This window comes from Streptomyces sp. CNH189 (genome assembly GCF_000527195.1).
The window spans coordinates 40,222-55,621 of record NZ_AZUS01000015.1; the positions used below are offsets into that span (position 1 = coordinate 40,222).

13 protein-coding genes are annotated in these 15,400 nt (G+C 73.4%); 11 read left to right on the forward strand and 2 right to left on the reverse strand.

Annotated features, from left to right (window positions below; translation table 11 throughout):
- The first annotated feature begins 313 nt into the window (after nt 1–313).
- Genes B100_RS34045 through B100_RS0120585 form a run of 3 tightly spaced genes read left to right on the forward strand, consistent with a single transcriptional unit; the run spans nt 314 to nt 3,484 of the window.
- Nucleotides 314–1,450: a DUF5819 family protein gene (locus B100_RS34045; RefSeq protein ID WP_024886307.1), complete on the forward strand. Its 1,137-nt coding sequence runs from the start codon at nt 314–316 to the stop codon at nt 1,448–1,450.
- Entirely contained in the window at nt 1,447–2,691 is a 1,245-nt protein-coding gene (locus tag B100_RS0120580) for an HTTM domain-containing protein (protein ID WP_024886308.1), read from the forward strand. Before B100_RS34045 ends, B100_RS0120580 begins: the two co-directional genes overlap by 4 nt.
- Before the next feature lie 10 nt (nt 2,692–2,701).
- A complete protein-coding gene (locus B100_RS0120585) occupies nt 2,702–3,484 on the forward strand; it encodes a TrmH family RNA methyltransferase (RefSeq protein WP_024886309.1) in 783 nt (260 codons plus the stop codon).
- Between the two features lie 7 nt (nt 3,485–3,491).
- Here the strand turns inward: B100_RS0120585 and paaN are convergent, their stop codons facing one another.
- Nucleotides 3,492–5,183 (reverse strand): phenylacetic acid degradation protein PaaN, encoded by a 1,692-nt coding sequence (gene paaN, locus B100_RS0120590; protein ID WP_024886310.1) that lies wholly within the window; start codon nt 5,181–5,183, stop codon nt 3,492–3,494.
- Nucleotides 5,184–5,343: 160 nt separating this feature from the next.
- Here paaN and B100_RS0120595 point away from each other — a divergent pair, with 160 nt between their 5' ends.
- Nucleotides 5,344–6,858, forward strand: a complete 1,515-nt coding sequence (locus B100_RS0120595; protein ID WP_024886311.1) for a 3-hydroxyacyl-CoA dehydrogenase — start codon at nt 5,344–5,346, stop codon at nt 6,856–6,858.
- Nucleotides 6,855–7,445, forward strand: coding sequence for a TetR-type transcription factor C-terminal domain-containing protein (locus tag B100_RS0120600; RefSeq protein WP_024886312.1), 591 nt, complete (start codon nt 6,855–6,857; stop codon nt 7,443–7,445). The genes B100_RS0120595 and B100_RS0120600 overlap by 4 nt, the downstream gene beginning before the upstream one ends.
- Nucleotides 7,446–7,493: 48 nt before the next feature.
- Here the strand turns inward: B100_RS0120600 and B100_RS0120605 are convergent, their stop codons facing one another.
- Nucleotides 7,494–7,979: an Lrp/AsnC family transcriptional regulator gene (locus B100_RS0120605; protein ID WP_024886313.1), complete on the reverse strand. Its 486-nt coding sequence runs from the start codon at nt 7,977–7,979 to the stop codon at nt 7,494–7,496.
- A 189-nt stretch (nt 7,980–8,168) separates the two neighbouring features.
- On the opposite strand from B100_RS0120605, the gene pdhA reads away from it, so the two are divergent.
- The 6 genes from pdhA (at nt 8,169) to B100_RS0120635 (ending at nt 15,351) form a co-directional block, all read left to right on the forward strand.
- Entirely contained in the window at nt 8,169–9,311 is a 1,143-nt protein-coding gene (gene pdhA / locus B100_RS0120610) for a pyruvate dehydrogenase (acetyl-transferring) E1 component subunit alpha (protein ID WP_024886314.1), read from the forward strand.
- Nucleotides 9,308–10,312: an alpha-ketoacid dehydrogenase subunit beta gene (locus B100_RS0120615; protein WP_024886315.1), complete on the forward strand. Its 1,005-nt coding sequence runs from the start codon at nt 9,308–9,310 to the stop codon at nt 10,310–10,312. The genes pdhA and B100_RS0120615 overlap by 4 nt, the downstream gene beginning before the upstream one ends.
- Nucleotides 10,312–11,769, forward strand: coding sequence for a dihydrolipoamide acetyltransferase family protein (locus tag B100_RS0120620; protein ID WP_024886316.1), 1,458 nt, complete (start codon nt 10,312–10,314; stop codon nt 11,767–11,769). The genes B100_RS0120615 and B100_RS0120620 overlap by 1 nt, the downstream gene beginning before the upstream one ends.
- 83 nt (nt 11,770–11,852) lie before the next feature.
- Nucleotides 11,853–12,857: a molybdenum cofactor guanylyltransferase gene (locus B100_RS0120625; RefSeq protein WP_024886317.1), complete on the forward strand. Its 1,005-nt coding sequence runs from the start codon at nt 11,853–11,855 to the stop codon at nt 12,855–12,857.
- On the forward strand, nt 12,854–14,260 hold the full coding sequence (locus B100_RS0120630) for a molybdopterin molybdotransferase MoeA (protein WP_024886318.1): 1,407 nt from the start codon (nt 12,854–12,856) through the stop codon (nt 14,258–14,260). Before B100_RS0120625 ends, B100_RS0120630 begins: the two co-directional genes overlap by 4 nt.
- Nucleotides 14,257–15,351, forward strand: coding sequence for a potassium channel protein (locus B100_RS0120635; RefSeq protein WP_024886319.1), 1,095 nt, complete (start codon nt 14,257–14,259; stop codon nt 15,349–15,351). The genes B100_RS0120630 and B100_RS0120635 overlap by 4 nt, the downstream gene beginning before the upstream one ends.
- Nucleotides 15,352–15,400 lie beyond the last annotated feature (49 nt).

The window sequence follows — 15,400 nt, forward strand, 5'->3', positions numbered from 1 at the left end:
GGGTCCCCCTCGACCTGGATGCTTCCCGGAGCACGCTCCCGACCGATCGTTCGGTTCGTGCGATTCCATGGTGAGACGGGCGCCGCGAGGTGTCAACCGCTGTGGATAACCTGCCGGTGCCGGTTGTGGACGGGGCCCGGGACGGCCGGATGTGGTGACCGCCACGGGACGGAGTACGGGCGGGACTGTGCCCGGGGGGCCGGGGCTGAGTACCGTTCCGTGCGACGCGGCGGCGCGGTCCTGGCCCCGCGCCGCGAGGGCCTCGCGGCCGGGCGGAGGCGGCAAGGACCGGGAACTCGGGGATCGGGGCGGAATGAACGCGTACGACAAGGGCTCGGACGCCCGGCACGGGCCGGCGCGGCCCGCTGTGCCGGGTCCGCGCGCCCCGCTGCCTGGACCCACGCCGCCATCGGACGGGCGGGGTCCGGCCGCATCCGACCCCGCGCCGGACGCGCCGGAGTCCGACGCAGCGCCCGGCCCAGCGCTCCCCGTGCCGGGGGTTCCTGGGGCCGACGTCTCGCCCGCGCCCGCGCCCGCGCCCGCGCCCGCGCCCGCGCCCGCGCCCGCGTCCGCGTCCGCGCCCGCGTCCGCGTCCGACGCACCGGAGCCCCACGTAGTGCCTGACCCCGTGTTTCCCGCGCCGGGCTCTGCGGTGCCGGACACCGACGCCTCGGACGCGACCGCTCCGGAAACACCCGAGCCGTCCGCCGTGCCCCTCGACAGCCGGGAGGCGCTGAGCGGTCCCCCGGACCCGCTGCCCCCCGGTGCCCGGGAGGCGTTGGACGGACCGCTCGGTGAAGCCCGTACCGGTGTGGCCGCTCTCTCCCTGCGCTATCAGATCGGTGCCGCGCTGGCCCTCGCGGTCGTCGCCATCGCGGTGTGCGTGCACCTAGGGATGACGTTCCTGCACGTCGCGCCGGCGAACACGGTGAGCAAGAAGCACAGCGAGACCATCGCCGACTGGATCTACCCGGAGTTCGAACAGAACTGGAAGCTGTTCGCGCCGAACCCGTTGCAGCAGAACGTGTCCGTGCAGGTGCGCGCCGAGATCCGCACGCCGGACGGCGGGAGCCGCACCACCGGCTGGTACGACCTGTCGGCCCAGGACGGCCGGGCCATCGACGGGAACGTGGCGCCCAGCCACACACAGCAGAACGAGCTGCGCCGCGCCTGGGACTTCTTCGTCTCCACGCACGACGACGACAACCGCCCGGTCGGCCTGCGCGGGGCGCTCTCCGAGACGTATCTGCGCCGGATCATGGCCATGCGCCTCGACCGGGCGGACGCGGCCGGCCCGGACGGCGAACTGGCGCGGGTCCAGGTCCGCTCGCGCACCACTGGCGTGCCGCCGCCGGCCTGGAGCGAGGAGAAGGTGTCCGGCAAGCCCGTGTACCGCGTGCTCCCCTGGTGGACGCTGCGCGAGAAGGAGACCCAGGGAGGCATCGGGTGAACCGCGTCTCGCTGGCGGTCTCCCGGGCGATCGCCCGCGTCACCGACTCCCCGCTCGGCCCGCACCAGACGGCGGTGCTCCGCATCGGCCTCGCCCTCACCTGGCTGCTGTTCCTGCTGCGCGAATACCCCCACCGCCATGAGCTCTACGGCCCCGACGGCCCGTGGGACTGGGACCTCGCCGCACAACTGGTGACGACGAACCACGCGTTCACCGTGCTGCTCTGGTCCGACAGCGGGCTGTGGTTCGAGGCGGTCTACGCGCTGGCCGTGCTGGCGAGCCTGCTGCTGCTGCTCGGATGGCGCACCCGCACCATGTCGGTGCTGTTCATGGTGGGTGTCCTGGCGCTGCAGAACCGCAGCGTCTTCATGGGCGACGGCGGCGACAACGTCCTGCACATCATGGCGATCTACCTGGTCTTCACCCGCTGCGGCCAGGTGTGGTCCCTGGACGCACGGCGGGCGCGCAGGGCCTGCGAGGCACGCGCCCGGGGGGAGCTGCCTCGCGACCGGGTGGGGCCCGCGCTGTGGGCGGTGCTCGGCTTCGCGCTGCTCCTGGCGTTCCTGGCGGGCCGGACGAACGGTGACTGGTTCATACCGGCGGTGCTGTGGGGCGTGTGGCTCTCACTCGCGGTGTGGTGGCTGGCCGGGCGCCTGGCGAGGAGCGGGCAGCCGCGAATCCTGCTGGACGTCGTCGCGAACGTCGTCCACAACGGCGCGCTGCTGGTGATCATGGCGGAGGCCTGCCTGATCTACGCCACGGCCGGCTGGTACAAGGTCCAGGGCTCGCGCTGGCAGGACGGCACCGCGGTCCACTACCCGCTGCACCTGGAGTACTTCTCCCCCTGGCAGGGACTGGCCGACCTGCTCTCGGCCAGCGGCACCATGGTGATGCTGGTGACGTACGTGACCGTCGTCGTGCAGGTCGCCTTCCCGTTCACACTGTTCAACCGGCGGGTCAAGAACGTCCTGCTGAGCTTCATGATCATGGAGCACGCGGTGATCGCCGTGGTGCTCGGGCTGCCCTTCTTCTCGATGGCGATGATCGCGGCCGACGCGGTCTTCCTGCCCACGTCCTTCCTGCGCCGGATCGGCGCTCTGGCGGCACGCGCGCGTGGACGGCTGCGCCCGCCCGCGTCCAAGGACCCGGTGCCGCCGCCACGGCGCCCGGCCGACCCTCCGGCCGGAAGCCCGGCGGAGCCCGCCCCGGTGACGGACGGCGTACCGGGAGCGCGCACGTAGGCTGCCTGCCATGACGCACCCCGCCCAGGACCCCGCCGCCGCGTCCCCGGACCCGGTGGCCACATGGCGCCGCGCCGCCCCGGACGCGGTACTGCTCGACGGGTTCCACGCGCTCAAGCACGCCGTGCGCTTCGGCGCCGAGGTGCTCACCGCGCTGACCGCCGACCGGGCCGGCGCGCTGGCCCTCGCCGACGAACTGGCCGAGGACGTACGGGACGCGATGGCGGCGCTGCTGACCGAGGTGCCGTACGGGACGTACGCCTCGCTGGTGCCGCGTCCGCATCCGACCGCCGTGGCCGCCCTGGCCGTACGGCCAAGGCGTGCGGACAACCTGGCGAAGCTGGCGCACGCCCCGCGCACCGCTCCGGTGGTGGTCCTGGACCAGCCGCGCAACCTCGGCAACGCGGGGGCGGTGGTCCGGCTGGCCGCCGGGTTCGGGGCGACCGGCGTCGTCACCACCGGCACGCTCGACCCCTGGCACCCGACCGTGGTGCGCGGCGGGGCGGGACTGCACTTCGCCACCGCCGTGGAACGGCTGACCGTGGACCAGCTGCCGTCCGGACCGGTCTTCGCGCTGGACCCGGAGGGCGAGGACATCCGCTCCCTGAAGCTGCCGGACGACGCCCTGATCGCCTTCGGCTCCGAGCGCAGCGGCCTCACGGCCGAGCTGCGCGCGCGGGCCGACCATCTGGTGGCGCTGCCGATGCGCCCCCAGGTCTCCAGCTACAACCTCGCGACCAGTGTGGCCATGACGCTGTACCACTGGAGCGCCACCGGGGGCGCACCCTCCTGAGGCGGGCTCACGCCTCCCGGCGCACCTCGATCACCCGGAAGCGGTTGGACACGAAGGCGCCGTCGCACAGGGCGGCGTTGGCCGCCGCGTTGCCGCCGGAGCCGTGGAAGTCGGAGAAGGCAGCCGTCTGGTTGACGTAGACCCCGCCGGTGAGGTTGAGGGAGAGCTGGGCGGCCTCTTCCAGGCAGACCTCCTGCACGGCCTCCTCGACCTCCGGGGAGGTGGTGTAGGCGCCGACCGTCATCGCGCCCTTCTCCCGGATGGTGCGCCGCAGCAGCTCCGTGGCGTCGGCGGCCGAGTCGACGGCGACGACGAAGGAGACCGGGCCGAAGCACTCGCTCATGTAGGCGGCCTCGGAGTCCGGCTTGGCGCCGTCCAGCTTCACGATCACCGGGGTGCGGACCACGGCGCCCGGAAACTCCGGGTTGCTGATCTCGCGGGAGGCGAGGGCGACCTCGCCGAGCCCGGCGGCGGCCTCCAGGCGGGCCTTGACGTCCGGGTTGACGATCGCGCCCAGCAGGGCGTTGGCGCGGGCGTCGTCGCCGAGCAGGCCGTCGACCGCCTTCGCCAGGTCGGCGGCGACCTCGTCGAAGGACTTGGGGCCCTGGTCGGTGGTGATGCCGTCGCGGGGGACCAGCAGGTTCTGCGGGGTGGTGCACATCTGGCCGCTGTAGAGCGACAGGGAGAACGCCAGGTTGGACAGCATGCCCTTGTAGTCGTCCGTCGACTCCACGAGCACCGTGTTGACGCCGGCCTTCTCCGTGTACACCTGCGCCTGGCGCGCGTTGGCCTCCAGCCAGTCGCCGAACTCGGTGGAGCCGGTGTAGTCGATGATCCGGATCTCCGGGCGCGTGGCCAGCGTCTTGGCGATGCCCTCACCGGGCCGCTCGGCGGCCAGTGCCACCAGGTTCGGGTCGAAGCCGGCCGCGGTGAGCACCTGGCGGGCGACCTGGACGGTGAGCGCGAGCGGCAGCACCGCGCGGGGATGCGGCTTGACCAGGACCGCGTTGCCGGTGGCCAGGGAGGCGAACAGGCCCGGGTAGCCGTTCCACGTCGGGAAGGTGTTGCAGCCGATGACCATGCCGATGCCGCGCGGGACCGGGACGAACGTCTTGGTGAGGGCGAGCGGGTCGCGCTTGCCCTGCGGCTTGGTCCACTCCGCGGTGTCGGGCGTGCGGACCTGCTCCACGTACGCGTAGGCCACGGCCTCCATGCCGCGGTCCTGCGCGTGCGGGCCGCCGGCCTGGAACGCCATCATGAACGCCTGGCCCGAGGTGTGCATGACCGCCTGGGCGAACTCCATCGTCCGGTCGTTGATCCGCTTGAGGATCTCCAGGCAGACCACCGCGCGGGCCTCCGCGCCCGCGTCGCGCCAGGCGCGCATCCCGGCCTTCATGGCGGGCAGCAGCACCTCCAGGTCCGCGTGCGGGTAGCTCACGCCCAGCTCGACGCCGTACGGGGAGGTCTCGCCGTCCACCCAGCCGTCCGTGCCGGGCTGGCCGAGGTCGAGGCGCGTGCCGAGCAGGGCGTCGAAGGCGGCCTTGCCCGCCGCCATGTCCAGGCTGCCGTCCTCCCCGTAGGCCTTGGGGTGCTCGGGGTGCGGGGACCAGTACGCGCGCGTACGGATCGCTTCCAGGGCCTGGTCCAGGGTGGGACGGTGGCGGGCGATCAGCTCGTGCGCGGTGAGTTCGGCGGCCATGCGGGACCAACTCCTCGTCTCAGGAACTCTTCGTCGAGCTCTTGGACCTTGCGGAAACGTAGTCAGGGACAGGCGGTCAGAGTTAGAGTAACCGAACGATCGGTCGGGACAAGGGGGTCCGCCGCATCTGTGGAAATCACCGTGCGGGAGGATCGCGCACATGACAGCACTCGACCTCAGCAGTCCCGTGGCCGTGGTCGGCACCGGCACCATGGGGCAGGGAATCGCCCAGGTCGCGCTGGTCGCGGGCCATCCCGTGCGGCTGTACGACGCCGCCCCGGGCCAGGCCCGCAAGGCCGCCGACGCGATCGGCGCCCGGCTCGACCGGCTGGTCGACAAGGAGCGTCTCACCGCCGACGAGCGGGACGCGGCCCGCGCCCGTCTGCGGCCCGTCGACGAGGTCTCCGGTCTCGCCGGCTGCGCCCTGGTCGTCGAGGCGGTCCTGGAGCGTCTCGACGTCAAGCAGGAGCTGTTCCGGGCGCTGGAGGACGTCGTCGACGACGACTGCCTTCTCGCCACCAACACCTCGTCCCTGTCGGTCACGGCGATCGGCGGCGCCCTGCGCGTGCCCCGCCGCTTCGTCGGCCTGCACTTCTTCAACCCGGCACCGCTGCTGCCGCTCGTCGAGGTCGTCTCCGGCTTCGCCACGGACGTCGCGTGCGCCACGCGCGCGTTCGAGACGGCCCGTGCCTGGGGCAAGACGCCGGTGGCCTGCGCGGACACCCCGGGCTTCATCGTCAACCGCGTCGCCCGCCCCTTCTACGCCGAGGCCTTCGCGGTGTACGAGTCGCAGGGCGCCGACCCGGCCACCGTCGACGCCGTGCTACGCGAGTCAGGCGGCTTCCGGATGGGCGCCTTCGAGCTGACCGACCTCATCGGGCAGGACGTCAACGAGTCCGTGACGCAGTCGGTGTGGCAGGCCTTCTTCCACGACGTGCGCTTCACGCCGTCCCTGGCGCAGCGCCGGCTGGTCGAGTCCGGCCGCCTCGGCCGTAAGACCGGCTACGGCTGGTACGACCACCGGGAGGGTGCCGAGCGCCCCGAGCCGCACACCGCCGAGCTTGCCGCACCGCCCGCGTACGTCGTCGCCGAGGGCGGCCTCGGGCCGGCCTCGGAGCTGCTCGCCCTGATGCGTGAGGCGGGCATCGAGGTGCGCGAGACGGAGGGGGACGACGGCTTCCGGCTGGTGCTGCCGAGCGGCGGACAGCTGGTGCTCGCCGACGGGCGGATCTCCGGCGAGTCCCGTGACGTGGTCCGGTTCGACCTGGCGCTGGACTACCGCAAGGCCACGCGTATCGCCCTGGCGCATGCCTCGCACACCTCGCCGGTCGCCGTCGCCGAGGCCACCGGGCTGTTCCAGGCGCTCGGCAAGAAGGTGAGCGTCATCGGCGACGTCCCCGGGATGATCGTGGCGCGGACGGTGGCCCGGATCATCGACCTCGCGGTCGACGCGGTCGCCAAGGGTGTCGCCACCGAGGAGGACATCGACACCGCGATGCGGCTGGGTGTGAACTACCCCCTCGGGCCCTTCGAGTGGAGCCGCCGGCTCGGCCGCGGCTGGGCCGGGTCCCTGCTGGACGAACTGCACGGGGTGGACCCGTCCGGCCGTTACGCGCCGTCCCTCGCCCTCCACCGGTACGCGTGCGCCACCGACCAGCGGGAGGACACTCCATGACCACCGCCAAGCGGGACACCTACACCCCGGAGACGCTGCTGTCCGTCGCCGTGCAGGTGTTCAACGAACGCGGCTACGACGGCACCTCCATGGAGCACCTTTCCAAGGCCGCCGGCATCTCCAAGTCGTCGATCTACCACCACGTGGCCGGCAAGGAGGAGCTGCTGCGCCGCGCGGTGAGCCGGGCGCTCGACGGACTCTTCGCGATCCTCGAGGAGGAGCACGCGCGCGTGGGGAGCGCGGCCGAGCGGCTGGAGTACGTCGTACGGCGCATGGTCGAGGTGCTGATCGCGGAGCTGCCCTACGTGACGCTGCTGCTGCGGGTGCGCGGCAACACGGACACCGAGCGGTGGGCACTGGAGCGGCGGCGCGAGTTCGACCACCGGGTGGCCGGGCTGCTGAAGGCGGCGGCGGCCGACGGGGACGTGCGCGAGGACATAGACGTGCGGCTGGTGACCCGGCTGGTCTTCGGCATGATCAACTCCATCGTGGAGTGGTACCGGCCGGACGGGCGCGGCATGAACGAGCGCGAGGTGGCCGACGCGGTGGCGCAGCTGGCTTTCGGGGGACTGCGAAAGGCGGTCTGAGGCGGTTCCGTGGCCTGAGTTCCCGCGTCCGCGGGGCCGGCCCCCGTCTCACGCCTGCGGCTCCAGGTCCTCCTCCTCGAAGACCAGCAGCGTGCGGGTGCTCAGCACCTCGGGGATGGCCTGCAGCCGGGTCAGCACCAGCTCGCGCAGCGTCCGGTTGTCCGGTGTGTGCACCAGCAGCAGCACGTCGAAGTCGCCGCCCACCAGGGCGATGTGTGAGGCGCCGGGGAGCTGCCTGAGCTGTTCGCGGACCGTGCGCCAGGTGTTCTGCACGATCTTCAGGGTGATGTACGCCGACGTGCCGTGACCGGCCCGTTCGTGGTCGACGCGGGCCCCGAAACCGCGGATGACGCCGTCCTCGACGAGCCGGTTGATCCGCGCGTACGCGTTCGCGCGGGAGACGTGCACCCGTTCGGCGACCGACCGTATCGACGCGCGGCCGTCCGCCTGCAGCATGCGCAGGATGTCCTGGTCGATCGCGTCGAGGGGCCGCGCCGGCGGCAGCGGTCCGGTCCCCTCCTGCCCCTCGGCCATTTGTTCAGATGCCACCCGCCCCCACCTCTCCGCCGTGGACGTCCTGCATCCATCCCACGATGTGGAGAACCGTTTGTCCACAGCCTGGTGCCACCCGTAGCCAAAATGTGCCGGCGACCGAACAATCGGTTGGTGAGGCGCGTCACAGACGCCGTGCCTCCGTCAGTCGTCCCACGAGGAGGTGCCGTCATGACGGTCATGGAGCAGCGGGGGGCCTACCGGCCGACCCCGCCGCCCGCCTGGCAGCCCCGTACCGACCCCGCCCCGCTGCTGCCGGACGCGGAGCCGTACCGCGTGCTCGGTACCGAAGCGGCGACGAAGGCCGACCCGGGCCTGTTGCGCCGGCTGTACGCGGAGCTGGTGAAGGGCCGCCGCTACAACGCGCAGGCCACCGCGCTCACCAAGCAGGGCCGTCTCGCGGTCTACCCCTCCAGCACCGGCCAGGAGGCCTGCGAGGTCGCCGCCGCCCTGGTGCTCGAGGAGCGGGACTGGCTGTTCCCGAGCTACCGCGACACCCTCGCCGTCGTCGCCCGCGGTGTGGACCCGGTCGAGGCGCTCACCCTGCTGCGCGGCGACTGGCACACCGGCTACGACCCCCGTGAGCACCGGGTGGCGCCGCTGAGCACCCCGCTCGCCACCCAGCTGCCGCACGCCGTCGGTCTCGCCCACGCCGCCCGCCTCAAGGGCGACGACGTGGTCGCGCTCGCCATGGTCGGCGACGGCGGCACCAGCGAGGGCGACTTCCACGAGGCGCTGAACTTCGCCGCCGTCTGGCAGGCCCCGGTGGTCTTCCTCGTGCAGAACAACGGCTTCGCGATCTCCGTCCCGCTCGCCAAGCAGACCGCGGCCCCGTCGCTGGCCCACAAGGCCGTCGGCTACGGCATGCCCGGGCGCCTGGTCGACGGCAACGACGCGGCGGCCGTGCACGAGGTCCTCGCCGACGCCGTGCGGCGTGCCCGCGCGGGCGGCGGCCCGACCCTGGTCGAGGCGATCACCTACCGCGTGGACGCCCACACCAACGCCGACGACGCCACCCGCTACCGCGGTGACGCCGAGGTCGAGACGTGGCGGCAGCACGACCCGATCACCCTGCTGGAGGGGGAGCTGACCGGGCGAGGCCTGCTGGACGAGGCCGGCGTCGAGACCGCCCGGCAGGACGCCGAGACCATGGCCGCCGACCTGCGCGCCCGCATGAACCAGGACGCGGAGCTCGACCCCATGGACCTGTTCACACACGTCTACGCCGAGCCGACCCCCCAGCTGCTGGCCCAGCGCGAACAGCTGCGCGCGGAGCTGGCGGCCGAGGCCGAGTCGGAAGGGACGCAAGGATGACCACCGTCGCCGTGAAGCCGGCCACCATGGCGCAGGCCCTCACGCGCGCCCTGCGCGACGCGATGACCGACGACCCGTCCGTGCACGTGATGGGTGAGGACGTCGGCGCGCTCGGCGGCGTCTTCCGGATCACCGACGGCCTCGCCAAGGAGTTCGGCGAGGACCGCTGCACCGACACGCCGCTGGCCGAGGCGGGCATCCTCGGCACGGCCGTCGGCATGGCCATGTACGGGCTGCGGCCGGTCGTGGAGATGCAGTTCGACGCGTTCGCCTACCCCGCGTTCGAGCAGCTCGTCTCGCACGTGGCGAAGATGCGCAACCGCACCCGCGGCACGATGCCGCTCCCCCTCACCATCCGCATCCCCTACGGCGGCGGCATCGGAGGCGTCGAGCACCACAGCGACGCCTCCGAGGCGTACTACATGGCGACCCCGGGGCTCCATGTCGTCACGCCCGCGACCGTCGCCGACGCCTACGGCCTGCTGCGGGCCTCGATCGCCTCCGACGACCCGGTGGTCTTCCTGGAGCCCAAGCGGCTCTACTGGTCCAAGGACACCTGGAACCCGGAGCAGCCGACGGCCGTGGAACCGATAGGCCGCGCGGTGGTGCGGCGCTCCGGGACGAGCGCCACCCTCATCACCTACGGCCCCTCCGTCCCCGTCTGCATGGAGGCGGCCGAGGCCGCCCGGACCGAGGGCTGGGACCTCGAAGTCGTCGATCTGCGCTCCCTGGTGCCGTTCGACGACGAGACGGTGTGCGCCTCGGTCCGGCGGACCGGACGCGCGGTCGTCGTCCACGAGTCGGGCGGCTTCGGCGGCCCCGGCGGGGAGATCGCGGCCCGGGTCACGGAGCGCTGCTTCCACCACCTGGAGGCGCCGGTGTTGCGTGTGGCCGGGTTCGACCTGCCGTACCCGCCGCCGATGCTGGAGCGTCACCACCTCCCCGGTGTGGACCGGATCCTGGACGCCGTGGGGCGTCTGCAATGGGAGGCCGAGAGCTGATGGCACAGGTGCTGGAGTTCAAGCTGCCCGACCTCGGTGAAGGGCTCACCGAGGCGGAGATCGTGCGCTGGCTGGTCGAGGTCGGTGACGTCGTCGCCGTGGACCAGCCGGTCGTCGAGGTCGAGACGGCCAAGGCGATGGTGGAAGTCCCCTGTCCCTACGGTGGTGTGGTCACGGCCCGTTTCGGCGCGGAGGGCACCGAACTGCCCGTCGGCGCGCCGCTGCTGACGGTTGCGGTCGGCGAGACGGCGGACGACCGCCCGGCCGGTGACGCCGCGGACACGGCGGGTTCCGACAGCGCGAGCGGCCGGGAGCCGGCCGCCGAGGGCTCCGGCAACGTCCTGGTCGGCTACGGCACCTCGCAGGCCCCGGCCCGGCGCCGCCGGGTCCGTCAGGCACCGGCCGCCCCCGCGGTGAACGGGCGGCCGAGGCCGGCGGAGCCCGAGGAGGCGACGAGGACGGCGGACACCCCGCGGGACACACCCCGCGCGGCACCCGGTACGCCCGGCAAGAGCACGGCGAACGGACCGGTCCCCGTGATCTCGCCCCTGGTGCGCAGGCTGGCCCGGCAGAACGGCCTGGACCTGCGGGAGATGACCGGTTCGGGCCCCGACGGGCTGATCCTGCGCGCGGACGTGGAGTACGCCCTGCGCGCCGCCGGGACCCAGAGCCGTACGGACGCGGGGACCGGGAGCCGTGCGGACGCGACGGCCGGCGAACCGGCCACGGCCGCCGCGCCGGTGGCCGCCGCCTCCGGGAGCACCCCGTCGGTCACCCGGATCCCCCTCAAGGGCATCCGGGGCGCCGTCGCCGACAAGCTCTCCCGCAGCCGCACCGAGATCCCGGACGCGACCTGCTGGGTGGACGCCGACGCGACCGAACTGATGCGGACCAGGGCCGCGATGAACGCGGCGGGCGGGCCGAAGATCTCCGTCCTGGCCCTGCTGGCCCGGATCTGCACGGCCGCACTCGCCCGCTTCCCGGAGCTCAACTCCTCGGTGGACACGCAGGCCAGGGAGGTCGTCCAGTACGCGGACGTGCACCTCGGGTTCGCGGCGCAGACCGACCGCGGGCTGGTCGTCCCCGTCGTCCGGGACGCGCACATCCGGGACGCCGAGTCGCTGACGGCGGAGTTCGCCCGGCTGACCGAGGCGGCCCGGGCGGGGACGCTGACGCCCGGGGAACTCACCGGCGGCACCTTCACCCTGAACAACTACGGGGTGTTCGGCGTCGACGGCTCCACGCCGATCGTCAACCACCCCGAGGCCGCCATGCTGGGCGTCGGCCGCATCGTCCCCAAACCATGGGTGCACGAGGGGGAGCTGGCGGTCCGCCAGGTCGTGCAGCTCTCCCTCACCTTCGACCACCGGGTGTGCGACGGCGGCACGGCGGGCGGATTCCTGCGGTACGTGGCGGACTGCGTCGAGCAACCGGCGGTGCTGCTGCGGACGCTGTGACCCCGTAGCGCCCCACCGGCCCCCGGAGGCTTCCAGCGTGCCCCTGCGTTCCCTGTGATCGTGGGGGCACGCATACTCGGGGGGTGACCGAGTACCAGCCGTCCGCAGCACCCGCCGGCGACGCGCCCGGCGAGGCGTCCGGCGGCGCCCCGGAGGGACCCGCCGCGTACGACGCCGTCGTGCTCGCCGGCGGTGCCTCCCGGCGGCTCGGCGGCACGGACAAGCCGGCCGTGCGGGTCGGCGGACGGCCGCTGCTCGACCGGGTGCTCGCGGCCTGCGCCGACGCCCGCACCACGGTGGTCGTGGCCGACCCCCGGCCCACCGCCCGCCCGGTGGTCTGGACCCGCGAGGACCCGCCGGGCGGTGGGCCCCTCGCCGCGCTCGACGCCGGCCTCCGGCACCTGACGGCCGAGCACGTCGTGCTGCTCTCCGCCGACCTCCCCTTCCTGGACCGCCGCACCGTCGGCGCACTGCTGGCCCCCCTCCGCCGGGGCGCGGCCGACGGCGTGCTGCTGACCGACTCCGACGGCCGGGACCAGCCGCTCGTGGCCGCGTACCGGACCGGTCCCCTGCGCCGCGAACTGGCCGCGCTCACCGCCCGGCACGGCGGACCGGCCGGGCTCCCCCTGCGCCGGCTCACCGGTGCCCTCGACCTTCTCCGCATCTCCGACCCGGTGGCGTCCTTCGACTGCGACACCTGGGACGACATCGCAACTGCCAGGGCACGCATCAGGGAGCATGGACACGTGTTGGACGAATGGATCTCCGCAGTCAAGAACGAGCTGGGCATCGACCTGGACGTCGACACCGGCCTGCTGCTCGACCTGGCCCGTGACGCCGCCCACGGGGTGGCGCGGCCGGCCGCCCCGCTGACCACCTTCCTCGTCGGCTTCGCGGCCGCCCGGGCGGGCGGCGACCGGGACGCCGTGGCCGAGGCCGTCCGCAAGGCCGTCGCGCTGGCCGGACGCTGGGCCGAGGAGGACACGCCGGAGGCCGCTTCCCCCGGCACCCCGTCCGCCGGCGACGCCGCCGACTCCGGCGGTACCGCACCCGGTGCGGTACCCGGCACGCGCCCGGACGCGGGATGACCGCGCGTGCCGCCCGGCCCGGTGAGGACGCGGACGACCTCGACGTCGAGGAGGCGCTCGCCCTCGTGAAGGACGCCCACGACCGCTCCGCCGACGACCGCACCGCCGGTGCCCACGCTCCGGGCGCCCACGCTCCGGGCGCCGCCACGTCCGGCGGTTCCGCGCACCGTGACGCCACGGAGTGGACGGAGGCCCGGGCCGTGGCCGAACGCGCCCCTCGCCTCGCCAGCGGCAGGAGCACCGGGTACCTGACCCCGGTGGCCGTCCCGTTCGGCTCCGCACTCGGCCTCACGCTCGCCGCCCCGCTCCTGGCCCTGACCGACCTGCCGTCCTTCGACACCTCCGCGATGGACGGCTGGGCCGTCTCCGGTCCCGGACCCTGGGACGTGCGGGAGAAGGGCGTGCTCGCCGGGCACACCGCGCACGCGCCGCTGACCGACGGCGAGGCCGTCCGGATCGCCACCGGTGCCCGCATCCCGCCGGACACCACCGCCGTGCTGCGCAGTGAGCACGGCCGCACCGACGACAAGGGCCGGCTGTACGCGACCGCCGCGACCCGGGCACCGCACACCGTCTCGCACGGCCAGGACATCCGCCCCCGGGGCCAGGAGTGCCGCAGTGGCGACCAGTTGCTGCCGGTGGGCACCCTGGTCACCCCGCCGGTGCTCGGCATGGCCGCCGCCGCCGGTTACGACACGCTCACCGTCGTCCCCCGCCCCCGCGCGGCCGTCTTCGTGCTCGGCGACGAGCTGCTCGGCGAGGGACTGCCGCACGACGGGCTGATCCGGGACGCGCTGGGCCCGCTGCTCCCGCCGTGGCTGCGCGCGCTGGGCGCCGAGGTCGTCGACGTACGGCGGGTCGGCGACCAGGAGGATGCCCTGCACAAGGCGCTGACGTCCTGCGACGCCGATGTCGTGGTCACCACCGGTGGCACCGCCGCGGGACCGGTCGACCATGTGCACCCCACGCTGCGGCGCCTGGGAGCCGAGCTGCTGGTGGACGGCGTCGCGGTGCGTCCCGGCCACCCGATGCTGCTGGCCCGGATCAAGGAGGGCCGGTACCTCGTCGGCCTGCCGGGCAACCCGCTCGCGGCCGTGTCCGGCCTGGTCACCCTCGCCGAGCCCCTGCTGCGGACCCTCGCCGCCCGCCCCGCCCCCGAGGGGTACACGCTGCCGCTCAGGGACGCGGTGCAGGGGCACCCGTACGACACCCGGCTGGTGCCCGTCGCCCTGCGCGGTGACCGGGCGCTGCCGCTGCTCTACAACGGTCCGGCCATGCTGCGCGGGATCGCCGCGGCGGACGCGCTGGCCGTCGTACCGCCCGGGGGTGCGAAGCCGGGGCAGGAGGCGGAACTACTGGACCTGCCCTGGGCGTCCGGGGGAATCGGGGTGTGTTTCACGTGAAACTTCCGGGCCAGGACGTCATCGCCCGTCAGGCGGACGAGCATCTGGTGACGTACCGGGTGAAGCTGCCGCGCAAACTGGTGGAGCACCCGATCCGGCAGGTCGCCAAGCGGTTGTCGACGGCTCTGCTGGTGCTGGTGGTGACGGCGCTCGTCGTGTACGCCGACCGGGACGGCTACATGGACAACTCCGACGGATCCGTCGATCTCCTCGACGCCTTCTACTACGCGACCGTCACCCTCTCCACCACGGGGTACGGCGACATCACGCCGGTCACGGACGCGGCCCGGCTCACCAACATCTTCGTCGTCACGCCGCTGCGGGTGATGTTCCTGATCATCCTGGTCGGCACCACCCTCGAGGCCCTCACCGAACGTACCCGGGAGGAATGGCGACTGACCCGCTGGAGGTCCACGTTGCGCGATCACACCGTAGTCGTCGGATTCGGGACCAAGGGCAGGTCCGCGATCAGGACGGTCTGTGCGACGGGGCTCCGCAAGGAGCAGGTCGTGGTGGTCGATCCCAGCGCCAAGGCGATCGACGCGGCCACGGCGGACGGCTACGCGGGCGTCATAGGGGACGCGACGCGCAGCGAGGTGCTGAAGCGCGCCGAGCTCCAGCGGGCCCGCCAGGTCATCATCGCCACCCAGCGCGACGACACCGCGGTCCTGGTGACGCTGACGGCACGCCAGATCAACCGGAACGCGAAGATCGTCGCCGCGGTGCGCGAGGAGGAGAACGCCCCGCTGCTCAAGCAGTCGGGTGCCGACGCGGTCATCACCAGTGCCAGCGCGGCCGGGCGGCTGCTGGGCCTGTCGGTGCTGAGCCCGGCCGCCGGCATGGTCATGGAGGACCTGATCCAGCAGGGCACGGGGCTCGACGTCGTCGAACGGCCGGTCATAAAGGCCGAGGTGGGGAAGTTGCCGCGGGAGATGGACGACCTGGTGGTGAGCGTCGTACGCGGGCACCGGGTGCTCGGGTACGACGACCCGGACGTCGGGACGCTGGAGCTGACGGACCGGCTGATCACGATCGTGCGGGCGACGCCGGGCAGCCAGGTGGCCCCGGACGTCCGGCCGCTCCGCAGCTGAGCAACGGTACGGCCCCGGGGATCGCGTCCTCGGGGCCGTACCGCGTCCT